The 16,667-nt window shown below is 49.9% G+C and carries 11 protein-coding genes and 4 pseudogenes; 6 read left to right on the forward strand and 9 right to left on the reverse strand.

All coding sequences use genetic code 11. The features are described 5' to 3' along the window. Window positions 1-60: 60 nt before the first annotated feature. Complete coding sequence (locus tag DZ54_RS20640) at window positions 61-294, forward strand: AhpA/YtjB family protein (RefSeq protein ID WP_276202018.1); 234 nt, start codon at window positions 61-63, stop codon at window positions 292-294. 114 nt (window positions 295-408) lie between these two features. Here DZ54_RS20640 and DZ54_RS20645 read toward each other — a convergent pair. The 7 genes and pseudogenes from DZ54_RS20645 to prfC form a co-directional block, all read right to left on the reverse strand. After that, window positions 409-1,628, reverse strand: a pseudogene (locus tag DZ54_RS20645) (phosphopentomutase). An 11-nt stretch (window positions 1,629-1,639) separates the two neighbouring features. After that, window positions 1,640-2,971, reverse strand: a complete 1,332-nt coding sequence (deoA, locus tag DZ54_RS0109875) for a thymidine phosphorylase (RefSeq protein WP_025673950.1) — start codon at window positions 2,969-2,971, stop codon at window positions 1,640-1,642. A gap of 79 nt (window positions 2,972-3,050) precedes the next feature. Beyond that, window positions 3,051-3,827 carry a deoxyribose-phosphate aldolase gene (gene deoC / locus DZ54_RS0109880; RefSeq protein WP_025673951.1) on the reverse strand — a complete coding sequence of 259 codons (777 nt, stop codon included), beginning with the start codon at window positions 3,825-3,827 and terminating at the stop codon, window positions 3,051-3,053. A gap of 370 nt (window positions 3,828-4,197) precedes the next feature. Continuing rightward, a pseudogene (locus DZ54_RS24140) lies at window positions 4,198-4,367 on the reverse strand (XapX domain-containing protein). Window positions 4,368-4,498: 131 nt separating this feature from the next. Then, window positions 4,499-5,785: a NupC/NupG family nucleoside CNT transporter gene (locus tag DZ54_RS0109885; RefSeq protein ID WP_025673952.1), complete on the reverse strand. Its 1,287-nt coding sequence runs from the start codon at window positions 5,783-5,785 to the stop codon at window positions 4,499-4,501. Between the two features lie 210 nt (window positions 5,786-5,995). Beyond that, window positions 5,996-6,766: a TatD family hydrolase gene (locus DZ54_RS0109890; protein ID WP_025673953.1), complete on the reverse strand. Its 771-nt coding sequence runs from the start codon at window positions 6,764-6,766 to the stop codon at window positions 5,996-5,998. A gap of 154 nt (window positions 6,767-6,920) precedes the next feature. Further along, window positions 6,921-8,511, reverse strand: a pseudogene (gene prfC / locus DZ54_RS20650) (peptide chain release factor 3). A gap of 416 nt (window positions 8,512-8,927) precedes the next feature. Here prfC and pnp point away from each other — a divergent pair. Continuing rightward, window positions 8,928-11,075 carry a polyribonucleotide nucleotidyltransferase gene (gene pnp / locus DZ54_RS0109900; protein WP_025673954.1) on the forward strand — a complete coding sequence of 716 codons (2,148 nt, stop codon included), beginning with the start codon at window positions 8,928-8,930 and terminating at the stop codon, window positions 11,073-11,075. Window positions 11,076-11,143: 68 nt separating this feature from the next. After that, window positions 11,144-12,022, forward strand: coding sequence for a lipoprotein NlpI (gene nlpI / locus DZ54_RS0109905; RefSeq protein WP_051415989.1), 879 nt, complete (start codon window positions 11,144-11,146; stop codon window positions 12,020-12,022). Between the two features lie 77 nt (window positions 12,023-12,099). On the opposite strand, the pseudogene DZ54_RS20655 reads toward nlpI, so the two are convergent. After that, window positions 12,100-14,195 (reverse strand): annotated as a pseudogene (locus DZ54_RS20655) (EAL domain-containing protein). Window positions 14,196-14,528: 333 nt separating this feature from the next. Here DZ54_RS20655 and DZ54_RS0109915 point away from each other — a divergent pair. From DZ54_RS0109915 to rimI, 3 genes are read left to right on the forward strand one after another with little or no spacing between them, the layout of a single operon-like run. Beyond that, window positions 14,529-14,930: a hypothetical protein gene (locus DZ54_RS0109915; RefSeq protein ID WP_025673956.1), complete on the forward strand. Its 402-nt coding sequence runs from the start codon at window positions 14,529-14,531 to the stop codon at window positions 14,928-14,930. Window positions 14,931-14,943: 13 nt separating this feature from the next. Beyond that, the gene (locus tag DZ54_RS0109920; protein ID WP_025673957.1) at window positions 14,944-15,339 is read left to right on the forward strand and encodes a DNA polymerase III subunit psi; all 396 of its coding nucleotides are present in this window, start codon (window positions 14,944-14,946) and stop codon (window positions 15,337-15,339) included. Continuing rightward, window positions 15,332-15,823, forward strand: coding sequence for a ribosomal protein S18-alanine N-acetyltransferase (gene rimI, locus DZ54_RS0109925; protein ID WP_025673958.1), 492 nt, complete (start codon window positions 15,332-15,334; stop codon window positions 15,821-15,823). The genes DZ54_RS0109920 and rimI overlap by 8 nt, the downstream gene beginning before the upstream one ends. Here the strand turns inward: rimI and DZ54_RS0109930 are convergent. Further along, the coding region (locus tag DZ54_RS0109930) for an EAL domain-containing protein (RefSeq protein WP_025673959.1) at window positions 15,795-16,667 on the reverse strand (873 nt) is incomplete at its 5' end. The genes rimI and DZ54_RS0109930 overlap by 29 nt on opposite strands.

Raw genomic sequence — 16,667 nt, forward strand, 5'->3', positions numbered from 1 at the left:
TGTCCGCTCTGTCAACGCGTTACCACTTGAAACGGCTGTGGGCTCACGACGCCACTCGGGCTGGAAAGCCAAGGAAAACAGCAATTGATGACGCCTATCAGTCGTGATGGCGATATTATCGGCTTTCTACGCCTCACGCTTGAGCATCAATCGGTGATTGATCACGCCAAACAACAGATCCAATCGACCATCACTGAGTTTCGTGCCTTACTGGCCCTGGCGCTCTTTCTAGGCGCGTTATTGATGGGAATGCTACTACGGCGCGAATACCGATCACGCTTACTGCCTTGGTAACGCCGCCATTGTGTCGGTAATCTAATACGTTGAATATCGGAAATAAAAAAAGAGATGGCATATTGCCACCTCTTTTTGTTGTTATCACTTTTTATTGCTATCTCGCGAGTGAGATTATAAAAATGACTTCCCGTAATCCATCGGTGAGGTATCAAAATAATGTGCCAACGACTGGCCAATATCTGCAAAGGTGTCACGGCGACCCAGAGAGCCTGCCGGGATGTTGTGACCATAGACCAGAGCTGGAATGTGCTCGCGGGTATGATCCGTGCCCGGCCAAGTTGGATCACAGCCATGGTCTGCCGTGAGTAGCAGCACGTCATCTTCTTCCAACATCGCCATAATTTCCGGCAAGCGGCGGTCGAAATACTCTAGCGCGGCCGCATAGCCCGCCACATTACGACGATGGCCGTAAGCAGAGTCAAAGTCGACAAAGTTAGTGAAGACTAAGCTGTTGTTGCCCGCTTCTTTGATGGCATCTTTGGTGGCATCAAACAGCGCTTCAAGGCCGGTTGCTTTGATTTTCTTAGTGATCCCACAGTGAGCATAGATATCAGCAATCTTGCCGATAGAAACGACATCACCGTCTTTCTCATCCACAATTTTTTGCAGCACCGTTGTGGATGGCGGCTCGACCGACAGATCACGGCGATTACCGGTACGCTCAAACTGGCCTTTACCTGAACCGACAAATGGGCGCGCAATGACACGGCCAATATTGTAGTCTTCCAGCTCTTCACGCACGATTTGGCAAAGCTCATACAGCTTGTCTAGCCCAAAAGTCTCTTCGTGACACGCAATTTGGAACACAGAATCTGCCGAGGTATAGAAGATCGGCTTACCGGTTTTCATATGCTCTTCACCGAGATCGTCCAGCACTTGCGTGCCCGATGCATGGCAATTACCGATATAACCGGTAGCCCTGCACGCTCAACAATGCGGTTAAGTAACACGTCTGGGAAGCTATTGGTCAGATCGGAGAAATAGCCCCACTCAAACAAGACAGGCACACCGGCAATTTCCCAGTGGCCAGACGGGGTGTCTTTCCCCGACGACAGCTCTTTGGCATGCGCATAAGCACCCACGATCTCTGCGTGAGGATCCAATCCTTCAGGGAAGTAATCGGATGACTCTTCACAGGCTTTACCGAGTCCAAGCTTAGTCATGTTAGGCAGAGATAACGGACCTTTACGATCCGCGTTGTCAGCTTCACCCTTTGCACACGCTTGTGCGATGTGGCCAAGGGTGTTAGCGCCTTGGTCACCGAATTTCACGGCGTCTTCAGTGGCACCAATACCAAATGAGTCTAAAACTAATACAATTGCGCGTTTCATGATCGCCTCCATTAGACGTCTTGTAAGCTGATACGACGATATACGTCTGGCGTAGAATTTGGCGCCTCATCAGCTACTTTTACTGCGGCTCGCACCGCATTGGCCGCTTGTTGCCATTGCTCTTCAGTTTGAGCATGGAGCATGGCGAGCGGTGTTTGCTCGTCCACGTTTTGCCCCAGACGAATCATTTCGTTCAACCCAACGGCATAATCAATTTTATCGTTGGCAACCCGACGGCCACCACCTATTTCTATAATAGCCATGCCCAATGCCCGTGTATCCATGGCACTGATAATGCCTGATTGCTCGGCATAAACAGGCTTTATTACTGATGCAGTGGCCAGGTATTGCGCTGGCGACTCCACAAAATCAGCGGGACCGCCTAAACCAGCAACCATTTTGGCAAAACACTCGGCAGCGCGACCGCTATCCAGTGCCTGATCCAATTTTTGTTTTGCTTGCGTCACATCTGACGCCAGTCCGCTCACCACCAGCATATCCGCACACAGTGCCATGGTTACATTGTACAGACGTGGATTGCGGTAACGACCGGTTAAAAAGTCGACCGCTTCTTTCACTTCCAACGCATTGCCCGCCGACGATGCCAACACTTGGTTCATGTCCGTCAGCAAGGCACTGGTTTTGGTGCCCGCCCCATTGGCCACACCCACAATCGATTTCGCCAGCGCCTCTGAGTCTTCATACGTCGGCATGAACGCGCCCGATCCTACCTTGACGTCCATCACGAGCGCATCAAGGCCTGCCGCGAGCTTTTTGGATAAGATAGAGGCCGTGATCAGGGAGATATTATCTACCGTGGCTGTGACATCTCGGGTGGCATACACGCGCTTATCGGCAGGTGCCAATGAGCCGGTTTGCCCGATAATCGCTACGCCAGCATCACGTGTGACATCGCCAAATACCTGGTTGCTTGGCGTGATGTTATAACCCGGGATAGACTCCAGTTTATCGAGTGTGCCGCCGGTATGGCCTAAGCCTCGGCCAGAAATCATCGGCACATAACCCCCGCACGCTGCTACCATCGGGCCCAGCATTAGCGAGGTCACATCACCGACACCGCCCGTGGAGTGCTTATCGACGACGGGACCATCAAACTTCATGGGTGACCAATCGATGGTCATACCTGAATCGCGCATCGCACAGGTCAGGGCCACACGTTCGGCCATGGTCATATCATTAAAATACACCGCCATGGCAAACGCCGCGATTTGGCCTTCCGACACGGATTCAGCCGCAACACCCTGGATGAACGAATAAATTTCTTCTTTGCTCAACGCGATGTTGTCGCGTTTTTTACGAATAATTTCCTGAGGTAAGATCATGCATCCTCCTTACCAACACATACGTGAGCAACCGACTACGCGAGCAACCGGTCGCCCAACCGTTTAGGTGTGTGACTAATTAATAGCCACCTTCAGCGGCTTTTTCGCCTTCACCCAAGGTGTGCAGTAAGTTCGCCAACAAGCTGGACGCGCCAAAACGGTAATGGCGGTTATCGGCCCATTGGTCACCGAGAATGCGATCGGCCATGGCCAAGTATTGTTGTGCGTCTTCTGCAGTCCGCACGCCCCCGGCTGGCTTAAAGCCAACACGTTCCGAAACGCCTTTGTCTTTGATCACATTGAGCATGATCTCGGCCGCTTCAGGCGTGGCATTGACCGCCACTTTACCGGTTGAGGTTTTAATAAAATCAGCCCCAGCATCAATCGCGATCTCTGACGCGCGCTTGATCAACGCCTCGGTATGTAACTCGCCAGTTTCAATGATGACTTTAAGCAATACGTCGCTACCACATGCAACTTTACACTGTTTAACCAGCTCAGCACCTGTACTTTCGTCGCCGGCGATCAATGCACGATAGGGGAAAACAACGTCCACTTCATCGGCGCCATAGGCCACGGCGGCCTTGGTTTCTGCCACCGCAATATCAATATCATCATTGCCATGTGGAAAGTTGGTCACGGTAGCAATGCGTACATCAGGTGTACCTTGCTCACGTAATGTTTTTTTCGCTATGGGAATAAAGCGAGGATAAATGCAGACAGCAGCCGTGTTACCGACAGCCGTTTTCGCGTTCTGACACAAGGTGATCACTTTTTCATTGGTGTCATCATCATTCAGTGTGGTCAGATCCATCAATTTGAGTGCGCGTAGGGCCGCGGTGTGTAATTCGTTCATTGGATATCTCCAGTCCTCATTCTTTTGCCAAACAGGTATTGGGTTGGCCACTGTGTTGGCAACCGTCACTCGTAGCCGGTTGCTGTTCAGCGGACTTGGCTCCATGAAGTTTGAGGCTGGACGTTGTGCCGCCTTCAACCAACCATCCTTGTTGCCGCGTGCAAACACATGAGTGTTCGCGGTTCCGCCATTGGACGTTTTCGATTGGGGCTAGCCACACCTTTTGTTGCTAACCATGAGAGGAAGATAAAGAGTGTGGCGCCACCAAACTTTGACGGCCTTCACTTATTTTACCAACGCCAATTCAGCAAAACTAGTTTTTACCGTTTCTGTTGAAAAATACAGTGTTGCTGGGTAGAACCAATGCGAGTTAGCTGAAAAACCGTTCGATAATCCATTGATAACCAATCCCACCTAAGTAGACACCGACAATCCCCATCACCCCCGACAAAACTGGCGGCGCGGGATAGGTAACTTAATCGCACTAAACAAAACACCGACTAAAAAACCGGCGACGAGGGCAAGGAGCACTTCCTGCATCGTTTTTCCTTATTTTGTTAACTGGATTCACTTTATTTATCAAATACGCAGTAAGTATACACCCTATAAAAAACGCCACACAGATTCACTGTGTGGCGTTTTGGTGACGCAGTTATTTCGTGTTTAGGCGATTAACCTGCAAGGGTTAAGGTCACAAATAGACCCGCAATCGTTGCCGCCATTAAGTTAGACAAGGTACCTGCAACCACCGCTTTCACACCAAAGCGTGCAATCTCCGGACGACGACTTGGAGCAAGACCGCCCAAACCGCCAAGCAAGATAGCGACCGAAGACAAGTTGGCAAAACCACACAGTGCAAATGAGATAATCGCTTTGGTTTTCTCTGTCATCTCAACACCCGTCGCCGCAACAACTTGTGCGTTATCACCAAGATATTGGGTGAAGTTGAGGTAAGCAACGAATTCGTTGACCACGATCTTCTGACCAATGAAAGAGCCGGCAACCACTGCTTCTTCCCATGGCACACCAATAAGGAACGCAAATGGGGCGAATAGGTAACCCAGAATCATCTCAAGTGTAATACCTGGATAACCAAACCAACCGCCGATCCCACCCAGCATACCGTTAATTAGTGCAATCAAACCGATAAAGGCAAGCAGCATAGCACCCACGTTTAGGGCCAGTTGCATACCTGAAGAGGCACCACCAGCAGCAGCATCGATAACGTTAGCCGGTTTTTCCACGCCTTCTGCAGTGGCATCGGCCATTTGCTCAACCGGTTCTTCGGTTTCTGGCTTGATGATTTTAGCAAACAACAGACCACCAGGCGCCGCCATAAATGAAGCGGCAATCAAGTACTCGAGTGGAACCCCCATTGACGCATAACCGGCCAAGACACCACCCGCTACAGACGCGAGGCCACCACACATTACCGCAAACAGCTCTGATTGCGTCATGCGCGGTACAAATGGACGGATCACGAGTGGCGCTTCAGTTTGACCTACGAAGATGTTCGCCGTCGCAGACATCGACTCGGCACGTGACGTACCCAGTGCTTTTTGCAAGCCACCACCAAGCACGTTAATCACAACCTGCATGATACCCAGGTAGTAAAGCACGCTTATCAGTGATGAGAAGAAGACAATAACAGGCAGAACTTTCAGTGCGAAGACGAAACCGCCACCGCCGAACAGTTCAAACATTTTGTCAGAAACCAGTCCACCAAAAATGAAGCTGATCCCTTCGTCACCATAGGCGATGACGTTAGCAACGTATTGTGATGCGCCGTAAAGAATGTCACGACCCACGTCGACATACAGTACGAAAGCACCGAAAAAGAGTTGGATAGCAAATGCGCCACCCACGGTACGGAGGTTAATGGCTTTGCGGTTATCAGAAAGGAGAACAGCTATCCCTAGCAGTACAACCATCCCGATTACGCTCATCAGCAGGCTCATAGTATTGGCATCCTCAAAGTAAAAAGTTGGCGTCTCGACAGAGTGGAATTTGGTTTCCGGGGAGAGATTATACGCAGAGCAGTCACATTAAAGTAATATTCCAATCACAGTTCGCTGTAAAACTATTTTGCAATGCATCAATAAGTATGACTTTGATCTAGTTTTGTGAGCTTATGCAACCGCAAACGTTTGTCTTACGCACGTTCGCGCTTAGTGAAAGCCAAACATTCTTTCAGCATTGCCTGATGTTTCGGTCACGAGATGATCTCTATCACAGCTTTTTAACCCTGCGACTACATCAGCCACCCGAGATACCTGGGCCGGCGTGTTGGGTTTTCCTTGAAATCCCGCTAAAGGCATGTCGGGAGCATCGGTTTCCAATACCAAGTGTTCGAGCGGTAAACGCGCGATGGCTTGACGGGTTTTGTTGGCTCGTTCATACGTCACCGTGCCCCCCACGCCGAGCATGAGACCAGCATCAATAAATTGTTTGCCTTGTTGCTCGCTACCACTGAACGCATGCAGCACACCGCGTACGCCAGGATACGCTTTCACCAGACGTAGTAATTCGTTATGGGATTGGCAACTATGCAAAATAATGGGTAAATCATAACGGTGGGCAAGCCATAACTGCCCGTCAAGCAAGGCTTGCTGACGCTGCTTCATCTCCGGGACGTTAGCTACAAAATAATCCAGACCAGCTTCGCCGACCGCCACGCAGTCCAACGGCCGTGCTACCAGTGCTTTTTCCAATGCCGCGAGGCTGTTCTCTGTGTGCGTCTCGAGAAAGCATGGATGTAACCCCAACCCAGCATAGATGCCAGCAAAACGTTCCGTCAGTGCTAAAACCGCCTGCCAGTTTTGTTCACTGACACTCGGCACTACCATGCGTGTTACGCCCACCTCACGCGCCGCTTGCCAATATTGCGCTAGGGCCTGATTAAAAGGAGGGAAGTCGAAGTGACAATGGGTATCAATCATGCTTTAACCGCCAGAACCACCTTCATCGTTGTCCTCTCGATAGTAAAATGCCGTCTCTATACAGACGGCATTATAGAAGGTTTTCCCCTCACTCGCAGGGGGACAAGAATATTTCCCTACCTGACTCTATACTTTTGGCATAAGCCGAGGTCACTTAGTGCTCGCGCGTTGCCCTTAAATCAATGTCTGGAAAACGCTCTTGCGTTAGATTGAGGTTGACCATGGTTGGCGCAATATAGGTCAGGTTATCCCCGCCATCCAGCGCGAGGTTAGTCTGGTTTTTACGATGAAATTCATCCAATTTTTTCTCATCAGCGCACTCAACCCAACGGGCCGTCGCCACATTAATGGGCTCGTACAGCGCGTCAACGTTGTACTCTGCTTTCAAGCGTGCCACCACCATGTCAAACTGCAGGACACCAACCGCACCGACAATCAGATCATTCGACTGTAACGGACGGAAGACCTGTACCGCGCCCTCTTCTGATAGCTGGATCAACCCTTTCAGTAACTGCTTTTGACGCAATGGATCTTTAAGGCGAATACGGCGGAATAGCTCAGGTGCAAAGTTAGGGATCCCCGCGAATTTAAGATCTTCGCCTTGGGTAAAGGTATCACCAATTTGAATGGTGCCATGGTTATGCAGGCCAATAATATCGCCGGCAAAGGCATCTTCAGCCCGTGAGCGATCCCCTGCCATAAAGGTTACCGCATCCGAGATATTGATTTGCTTACCCAGGCGCACGTGGCGAAGCTTCATTCCCTGCTGATACTTACCCGAGACAATCCGCATAAAGGCAATGCGGTCGCGGTGACGTGGGTCCATATTCGCTTGAATTTTAAAGATAAACCCTGAGAATTTTTCTTCATCGGCACGCACCTCACGATCATGGGTCGAACGTGCCATTGGCTTAGGCGCCCACTCGGTCAAGCCATCGAGCATATGATCGACACCGAAGTTACCCAGTGCCGTACCAAAGAAAACGGGCGTCAGCTCGCCACTTAAAAACAGCTCACGATCAAATTCATGTGCACGCCCCCATCACCAGTTCCAACTCGTCACGCAAGTCTTGCGCGATGTCAGCACCAATGGCTTCATCCAATTCGGGGTTGTCCAGCCCTTTGATAATACGCGCATCCTGAATTTTATGCCCCTGACCGGACTGATAAAGAATGCTTTCATCACGGTGAATGTGGTACACACCTTGAAACCCTTTTCCGCAGCCAATTGGCCATGACACCGGCGCGCAAGCAATATTGAGCTCACTTTCGACTTCGTCAAGCAACTCCGTCGGGTCACGAATGTCGCGGTCCAATTTGTTCATAAAGGTAATGATCGGCGTATCGCGCAAGCGGGTGACTTCCATCAACTTACGCGTCCGGTCTTCCACCCCTTTTGCGGCATCAATGACCATCAAACAAGAGTCAACCGCGGTCAAGGTGCGATACGTATCCTCCGAGAAGTCCTCGTGCCCGGGGGTATCAAGCAAGTTAACCAAACAGTTGTTATACGGAAATTGCATCACCGAGGTGGTTACCGAGATCCCACGCTCTTTTTCCATATCCATCCAATCGGATTTCGCATGATTATCCGATTTTCTGCCTTTGACTGTGCCGGCTGTTTGAATCGCACGTCCGAACAAAAGCACTTTCTCGGTGATGGTGGTTTTACCCGCATCCGGGTGCGAAATAATCGCAAAGGTGCGTCGTTTATCAACTTCCTGTTGCAGCGGTGTATTTGACATAGCAGGTTATCTTCTTATTTGGTTCAGGCGGCAATCGGTCGCCAACTGAGAAGGTAAATCACAAAGGTGGCGTATTTTCGCTGATCTTGTAGCCAGCTTCAATTCACAAATCTGGCTTGGCACGGTTATCTGCACGCGCTAGGGGCAAGTTTGCTTGCCAAACTCATCACAAATGTCGTCAATTGGCCACCCTGTGGTGTCGTTATCGGTGAAGCACGTGTATAATTAGCGCCACTTTCAGCTGTAAAGCAGTCAACAACGTCGACCATTAGGTCGCGACTATTGACAGCATACTGCCTATCAAGATCAAACATCCGCGCAGTGTGCTGTCATTAGTCGCGATGGTGAACAGCTGAAAGCCGACAATTAGTGAGATAAATCAAAGGATTTATCCCTCAGCAACAAGGAAATAATCTGTGAATCCAATCGTAAAAACATTCCAATACGGCAATCATACTGTGACATTGGAAACCGGCGTCATGGCACGTCAAGCCAATGGTGCCGTCATGATCAGCATGGACGATACCTCGGTATTGGTCTCTGTTGTAGGTAAAAAAGAAGCCGCCGAAGGCCAGAGCTTTTTCCCTCTGACAGTTAACTATCAAGAGCGTACTTACGCGGCAGGCAAAATCCCAGGTGGTTTCTTCAAACGTGAAGGCCGCCCATCAGAGGCGGAAACCCTCACTGCACGCTTAATTGACCGTCCAATCCGTCCACTTTTCCCCGATTCGTTCAAAAACGAAGTGCAAGTGATTGCGACGGTTGTCTCAGTCAATCCTGCGGTCAGTCCTGACATTGTCGCGATGCTGGGCACCTCGGCAGCGCTGGCCATTTCAGGCATTCCATTTAATGGCCCAATAGGCTGCGCACGTGTTGGTTATATCAATGACGAGCTGGTCCTTAACCCAAGCTCGGCTGATCTCGACGAAAGCAAGCTGGATCTGGTGGTTGCAGGAACAGAGGGCGCAGTGCTGATGGTTGAGTCAGAAGCTGATCGTCTGAGCGAAGAGCAAATGCTGCAAGCGGTGATGTTTGGTCACGAGCAACAGCAGACCGCGATCAGTGCGATTAAAGCGTTTGCGGCCGAAGTCGGCACGCCTGCATGGGATTGGCAAACACCGACCGTGAATGCGGCCTTGCAAGCCCGTGTTGCGGAAATGGCACAAGGCTCATTGGCGCAGGCATACCAAATCACTGAAAAAATGGCGCGTTACGAGCAAATCAGCCAAATTAAAAAAGAGGTTGTTGCTGCTCTATTGGACCAAGACGAGACGCTTAACGATCGCGAGATCCTCGGCATGCTTGGCGACCTAGAAAAAACAGTGGTTCGTGGCCGTATTATCGCGGGTGAACCGCGTATCGATGGTCGTGAAAAAGATATGATCCGAGCCTTGGATGTACGCACCGGCGTATTGCCTCGCACTCACGGTAGCGCGTTGTTTACGCGTGGTGAGACCCAGGCGCTCGTCACGGCGACACTTGGCACGCAGCGTGATGCACAAATTATCGACTCTATCATGGGTGAGCGAAAAGATAGCTTCATGCTGCACTACAACTTTCCTCCCTATTGTGTGGGTGAGACGGGATTTGTTGGTACGCCTAAACGCCGCGAAATCGGTCATGGCCGCCTCGCTAAGCGTGGTATTGCGGCCGTAATGCCAAGCCAAGAAGAATTCCCGTACACACTACGCGTGGTGTCAGAAATCACTGAATCCAACGGCTCATCATCCATGGCATCTGTCTGTGGTACGTCTCTCGCGCTGATGGATGCCGGTGTACCGGTGAAAAAATCGGTTGCAGGTATTGCCATGGGTCTGGTGAAAGAAGGTAATGACTTTGTCGTACTTTCAGACATCTTGGGTGATGAAGATCACCTCGGCGATATGGACTTTAAAGTGGCCGGTACCGACGACGGTGTCACCGCTCTACAGATGGACATTAAGATCGAAGGGATCACTAAAGAGATCATGCAAATCGCCCTAAACCAAGCAAAAGGCGCACGTTTGCATATCTTGGATACGATGAATCAAGCGATTGGTTCTGCACGTGATGATATCTCTGAGTTTGCCCCGCGCATCCATACGATGAGCATCAACCCAGACAAGATTCGTGATGTGATTGGTAAAGGCGGTGCCATGATCCGTCAGCTGACCGAAGAAACAGGCACAACCATTGAAATCGATGATAATGGTACAGTCAAAATTGCTGCGACCGACGGTGATGCGGCTAAAGATGCGATTTCACGTATCGAAGCGCTAACCGCGGAAGTTGAAGTCGGTCGCATCTATACCGGTAAGGTGATGCGTATTGTTGATTTCGGGGCATTCGTCTCCGTTGTTGGCGGCAAAGATGGCCTGGTCCATATTTCTCAAATTGCGGATGAGCGCGTTGAGAAAGTGACGGATTATCTTGAAGTTGGCCAAGAAGTGAACGTCAAAGTGCTAGAAGTCGACCGTCAAGGACGTATTCGCCTAAGCATGAAAGAAGCAGCGTCTGAGAAAGGCACAGACAAGCCATCAGAGGATGCCGCACCTGTGGAGCAAGCGCCAAGTACTGACGCTTAGAGTCATTGGGTTATTCATGATATAAAGGGGGCTGAGGCTCCCTTTTTTTTACACGGAGATGCGCCTTCATGACCGTTTTTTATAAACCACTGACCAATGTGGCGCTGTTATTGCTGATTGTGGCGCTGTTGTTGCTAACAGGATGTAGCAGTCAGTGGACTTTCCCACCGATGGCCGTTCCCTTGCAGCCTACGCTACAACAGGAAGTACACCTAGCACGCATCGATCAACTACTCGCGCGACAAGATTTGAGCGACGAGGCACGTGCGCAACTGCACTATGAACGCGGATTAATGCACGATAACCTTGGTATGCGAGACTTGGCTCGGTTGGATTTCAACCAGTCTTTGTCTTTAAAGCCTGACCAACCCGATGTGTTCAATATTCTGGGGGTCTACTTTACCCAAAATGGCCATTACGATGCGGCTTACGAAGCCTTTGACTCAACGTTAGAGCTCGATAACAGCCACAGTTATGCCGAACGTAATCGCGGTATTGCCTTATACTATGGCGGTCGCTATCGATTGGCACATCAGGATCTACTCACGCACTACCAAGCCAATACTGACGACCCTTATCGCCTGATTTGGCTCTATTTAGTGGAGCGAGATTGGAAAGGGGAACCTCAAGCTCAACAAGCGCTGGCAACGCGTAAAGCGAATGCCGATACGGCCGGCTGGGGCTGGAAACTGGTGGATATGTATCTGGGTGAGATCAGCGAGCGCGAATTGCTTGAACAATTAGCCGCTCAAGGCAAGGATAACCAACAGTTAGCGGAGCGCCTGTGTGAAGCGTATTTTTATCTCGCCAAACGGTATCAGTACCAAGGGGATAATGATCGCGCTGTCGCGCTTTATAAACTCGCCATGTCGGGCAACGTCTATCAGTTTGTCGAACATCGTTACGCGCTGCTTGAGCTGAACCGCCTGGCTTACCGTCAGCCATAACGCGTGCTTGCGTCTCAAATGTCACAATAGAAAGAGCAAGGTTTCCCTGCTCTTTTTATTTTTCACTGACGCGTTACTCACGAATGAGTTGGCGCCAACAATTGTGGCGGTTGATTTTGGGGCTTGTTTTTATGCAGTAACGTTTCAAACTCTCGCTTCGGCATCGGGGAGTGAAAATAATAGCCTTGAATGGTATCGCAATGTAAGTTGGTTAATACCGACGCTTGCTGCCGAGTTTCTACTCCCTCTGCCACCACGGTCATTTCCATTGCGCGACCAAGGTGGATAATACTCTCCACCAGTGTCACCTGCTTACTGAGTGTATCCATCTCATGAATAAAAGCGCGATCGATTTTAAGCTCATCAAGCGGAAAGCGTGCGAGATAAGACAACGACGAGTACCCCGTGCCAAAATCATCAATCGATAGCGCGAACCCTAAGGATTTAATCGCATTCAGCATGGTCAGTGCGTGATCATCATTTCTCATCACCGCGCTTTCGGTGAGTTCAAAGGTGATATCTTCAGGGTTTGCACCGGTTGCCTTTAATAGCTTTTCCATGTGCTCAATAAGTTTAGGGCTGCTAAATTGTTCTGGCGATAAATTGATCGCTACCCGACCCGGTAATAACCCTTGTTGCCGCCAGCGGCGAACATTTTGAAAGACTTCCCGCATCACAAGACGTCCCAGTGCTTCTATCAACCCACAGCGCTCGGCGACAGGGATAAAACGCCCCGGGCTAATATAACCCTCCACAGGATGCTTCCAACGCACCAAGCCTCCGCCCCATTCGATACGAAAATCTCCCGCATTCACTTTGKGCTGATACCAGACTTCTAAGCTTTTATTTTGTAGCGCTTTTTGCAACTCTACTTCTAGCCACAAGCGCATCCGTGCTTCTTTGCTCATGCTATCGTTATAATCAACAATACGGTTGCGACCTTGCTCTTTCGCCTCATACATTGCCGTATCTGCATTTTGCAGCAATTGTCTGGCATCTTTGCCATGTTCAGGATAACGCACCATTCCCACCGAACAGGCTAAGTATTTACTAAAATAATGCAGTTCGAAAGGTTGGCTAATCGCACCGACAACCTTATCAGCCAGTTGGTCAGGCGCATCCTCTGTGGCGGGTTTAGGGAGGATCACCGCAAACTCATCCCCCCCAGATGACCAATAATGGTGTCGGCGGAAAGCAGCGCACGTAAACGTTGCGCAATGTCTTGCAGTACTCGATCGCCCACATGGTGACCCAATGAGTCATTGATATTTTTAAAGTTATCCACGTCAAGATACAACATGGCTAAGGGCGTCTGCGCACGGATCAGTTTATCCAACTCACTGCTAAAGCCATAGCGATTATATAGCCCTGTCAAGGCATCGATATTCGCCCATTGTTGCTCGCCAACTTTGCTTATCCCATCATGCTGCGTCGGTTTAAGTCGCCTCACCTCTGTATCGGGGGCGTTTAAGCGCAACATATTGGCTTGTTTGCCCAATACGTGGATCGGCGATGAATACACACTTACTGGCACGTCACGCTTCACACTCCATGTGTCAATACGCTCCCCGCTCTTACGACCGATCAAGCGATCTGTCACCGAGTGGCTTTTATCGCCCAGTGATAAATAGTGATCAATCGGCTCACCGACTAAATCCTCTAAAGATACCGCCCCTAACAAAGTCGCCGCAGCAGGATTAGCAGAGAGGATACAGCCGTCCTCCACCACGCAACAGCCATCATCGATCAATGAACTTAAACGATGATATTTCTCATCCGCTTCCTCTAGTGCACTAGCTAAGATTTGACGCTCGGAAGTGTCAACCGCATGAAAGATGACACACGGCTTCCCTTGCTCATCTGTGTAGTTTTTCAGTGGCACAACGCTAAAGTGAAAGCTTGAGCTATGGTACTCACCCGCAATCACTACTTCCCCTTCAGCGCCATCCCCGCGTCTTGCTTGATCATAATGCGGTCTTACCGCTTGATAGAAAGCGTCTCCTAGCGTGTCTGTATCAGAGAGCCCTTTTAATGAGACGGCGGAAAGGCCTGCTAACTCACAATAGCGCGGGTTAGCATACACGTAGCGATCAGAACTATCTAGAATGGCAAAAAAGAATGGACTGTTATCGGTTAAGCAGTAAAACCAATCATTTAACGGCGGTATTGGCATGGGGGCTCACATCCGGTAATTACGCTCGACATTATCACCATCGAGACAAGCGTCTCATATTCTAGACACTTTTAACTTCATTGTCAGTAGCACTTTATGAGGCACGCGTCATAGGTTCAAGCTTTTCTCACTATATACCGTACATTTTTCTGTAAAAAGAGCGAAAGAACGCAAAATCAGTAAAAAATCGAGAATATGTTGCCAAATTGCACAATTTGGTGGCTATTTATGCATTTAGCTGCGTAATCATTCGCGAGAGAATGACTGCCACTATTGCACCGGATCGGGAATCGGTTATCCTGACCACAACATTTATTCACCGCTGTATATCTTATGCTTATTCGCTCAGAAGCGCCCGCTGACTTGGTTAAACTGGATCGTTGGTGGCGCGACGATATCATTCGTCCTTATCAAGCCGACCAACTCAAGCAATGGCGCGAAGCCGGGCTTATTTCTCTGTCGTTACTCGCGACCAGCGATATGGGAGAGGTACAGGGCCATATTGTGGTGATTGATGCGCAAATGGATAACAACAGCCAAGAAATCGCGTTATGGCACAGCCCAGATCCTGATCTTTTAATGCCACTATTGAACGAAGCGGAATCCACACTCTTTGAGTTTGGCTATACCCAGCTTAAAATAATGCCCAGTGCTGAGGCCGCGCGCGCCGAGTTTGCACCCATACAGGCCAACGATACCTGGTGGTATAAGCAATTAGCCGCCGCGACCGCTTAATACGGATGCCAAAATGATGTTAACCGACATTCAACGTTTACAAGCGATGGGCTTAGATGTCTGGCAATTACGTCATCCAGCGATCTATGACCAAACGCACGAGGTTATTCAGTTGCCAGACACCTGCCAATTACTGCTGGTCTGTGATACGCCGCTCAGTGAAAAAGATGCGTGGTTGTTTGGTAATATACTAAAGAGCATGAAACTGCGCCCCGAGCAGGCGCGTCAATTACCGCATGCGGCGTTGTCGGCACTGGGCGAACATCGCTTAACGTGGTGCTGGTATATTGACGCGCCTGATGTGATTATTGATGGCGTGCGACGTTTAGATTCTATTCCCTTGGCGCAGATGCACGATAACCCAACCGCCAAACGTGATCTGTGGCGGCAGATTTGCCAATATGGCTGATTACTGTCTTTCCCCGCTGGCGCACGATGACATCCACTCCATCAGCGCAATCGAGCAGCGCGCCCACTGTTCACCTTGGGCAGACACCCAACTGGCGGCGCCAACTGGCCGTTTTGACCACGCGTACGGGCTTCGTCTGATGCAGCCACACGCATTACTGATTGGCTATTTTTATGCCCGCTGTATCGCGGGTGAGGGAGAATTGTTCAATATTGCTATCGATCCGACCTATCAAGGCCAAGGATGGGGAAGCGTTTTACTCGAGGCGATGATAAAACACCTTGGTGAAGCGGGTGCGGAGTGTATTTGGCTGGAGGTACGTGAAAGCAATGCCGCCGCGCAAGCACTGTATCAAAAGCATGGGTTTAAGCTCGTCAACCGCCGAAAACACTATTATGCTTGTACCAACGGTCGACGAGAAGATGCATGGGTCATGCAAAAAAATGGGGTGAAGACTAAGGCTGCTCACCACTATCCAGCCTAATCGGTGGCAGGATATAACCTTGATATCCTTGACAACCTAATTGATGAAAATACTGGTGCTGTTCGGATTGTTCAATCCCAGTGGCAATCACAACAATCTCTCGTGCGGCCGCAATATTGACTAGCATGCGAATGAACACATCATCCACATCGCTCAACTGCTGACCAAACCCGATATCCAGCTTGACATAATCAGGCTCGACGTTTTTGATGTAGTCGACGTTGTCCATATTGCGGCCAAAATGATCAACACCAACTTCAAAGCCTTGTGTACGGATCAAACCAAACAGTGACTTGCAAGCCTGCGGATCAGCATGAACCGCTTTTTCTGACACTTCAAACGCCAGTTTACCCGCCAGATAGGTTTTGAGTAAGAAGTGACCTAACCAATCATGGAATGTTCGGCTTTGAACACTTTCCACGGTAAGATTCACTGCTAATTTATCACTTTGAGGGGTGGCTTTAAGGTATGCATCCACCCGAGTTAGCACGTGCTTATCAAACTCTTCCCCTAAGGCATACATCTCAATACGGTTGAGCAATTGGCCCGCCGACAACCAGTTATCGTCAACCCAAAGGTGCGCATACACCTCTTGATGCCAATTATATTGATTATCACGGTGGCGAACAGGTTGGGCATACAGCGCTAATGGGTTTTGTTGCAGCGCATTGAGCAATAGGTGACGCCATTGCTCTCGGGTCCGGCTGTCAACTTGCTCATCGGTTGGCCAAAAATAGACCTCTTGATGACGCTTCGCGTGTTGTAGCGCATTATCCGCTTTTGCCATCAAACTCACCGTCTCGTCGGTACGCGTTTGCGCGATACCTAAGTGAAAGCCTTGATT

This window comes from Salinivibrio socompensis S35 (assembly GCF_000513715.1).
GTDB classification, from domain to species: Bacteria; Pseudomonadota; Gammaproteobacteria; order Enterobacterales; family Vibrionaceae; genus Salinivibrio; species Salinivibrio socompensis.

Excerpts from the sequence above, each read along its gene's own strand:
- deoA (WP_025673950.1), bottom strand. The coding sequence starts at position 2,971 with ATGATCTTACCTCAGGAAATTATTCGTAAAAAACGCGACAACATCGCG.
- deoC (WP_025673951.1), bottom strand. The coding sequence starts at position 3,827 with ATGAACGAATTACACACCGCGGCCCTACGCGCACTCAAATTGATGGAT.
- DZ54_RS0109885 (WP_025673952.1), bottom strand. The coding sequence starts at position 5,785 with ATGAGCCTGCTGATGAGCGTAATCGGGATGGTTGTACTGCTAGGGATA.
- DZ54_RS0109890 (WP_025673953.1), bottom strand. The coding sequence starts at position 6,766 with ATGATTGATACCCATTGTCACTTCGACTTCCCTCCTTTTAATCAGGCC.
- nlpI (WP_051415989.1), top strand. The coding sequence starts at position 11,144 with ATGACCGTTTTTTATAAACCACTGACCAATGTGGCGCTGTTATTGCTG.
- DZ54_RS0109915 (WP_025673956.1), top strand. The coding sequence starts at position 14,529 with ATGCTTATTCGCTCAGAAGCGCCCGCTGACTTGGTTAAACTGGATCGT.
- DZ54_RS0109920 (WP_025673957.1), top strand. The coding sequence starts at position 14,944 with ATGATGTTAACCGACATTCAACGTTTACAAGCGATGGGCTTAGATGTC.
- rimI (WP_025673958.1), top strand. The coding sequence starts at position 15,332 with ATGGCTGATTACTGTCTTTCCCCGCTGGCGCACGATGACATCCACTCC.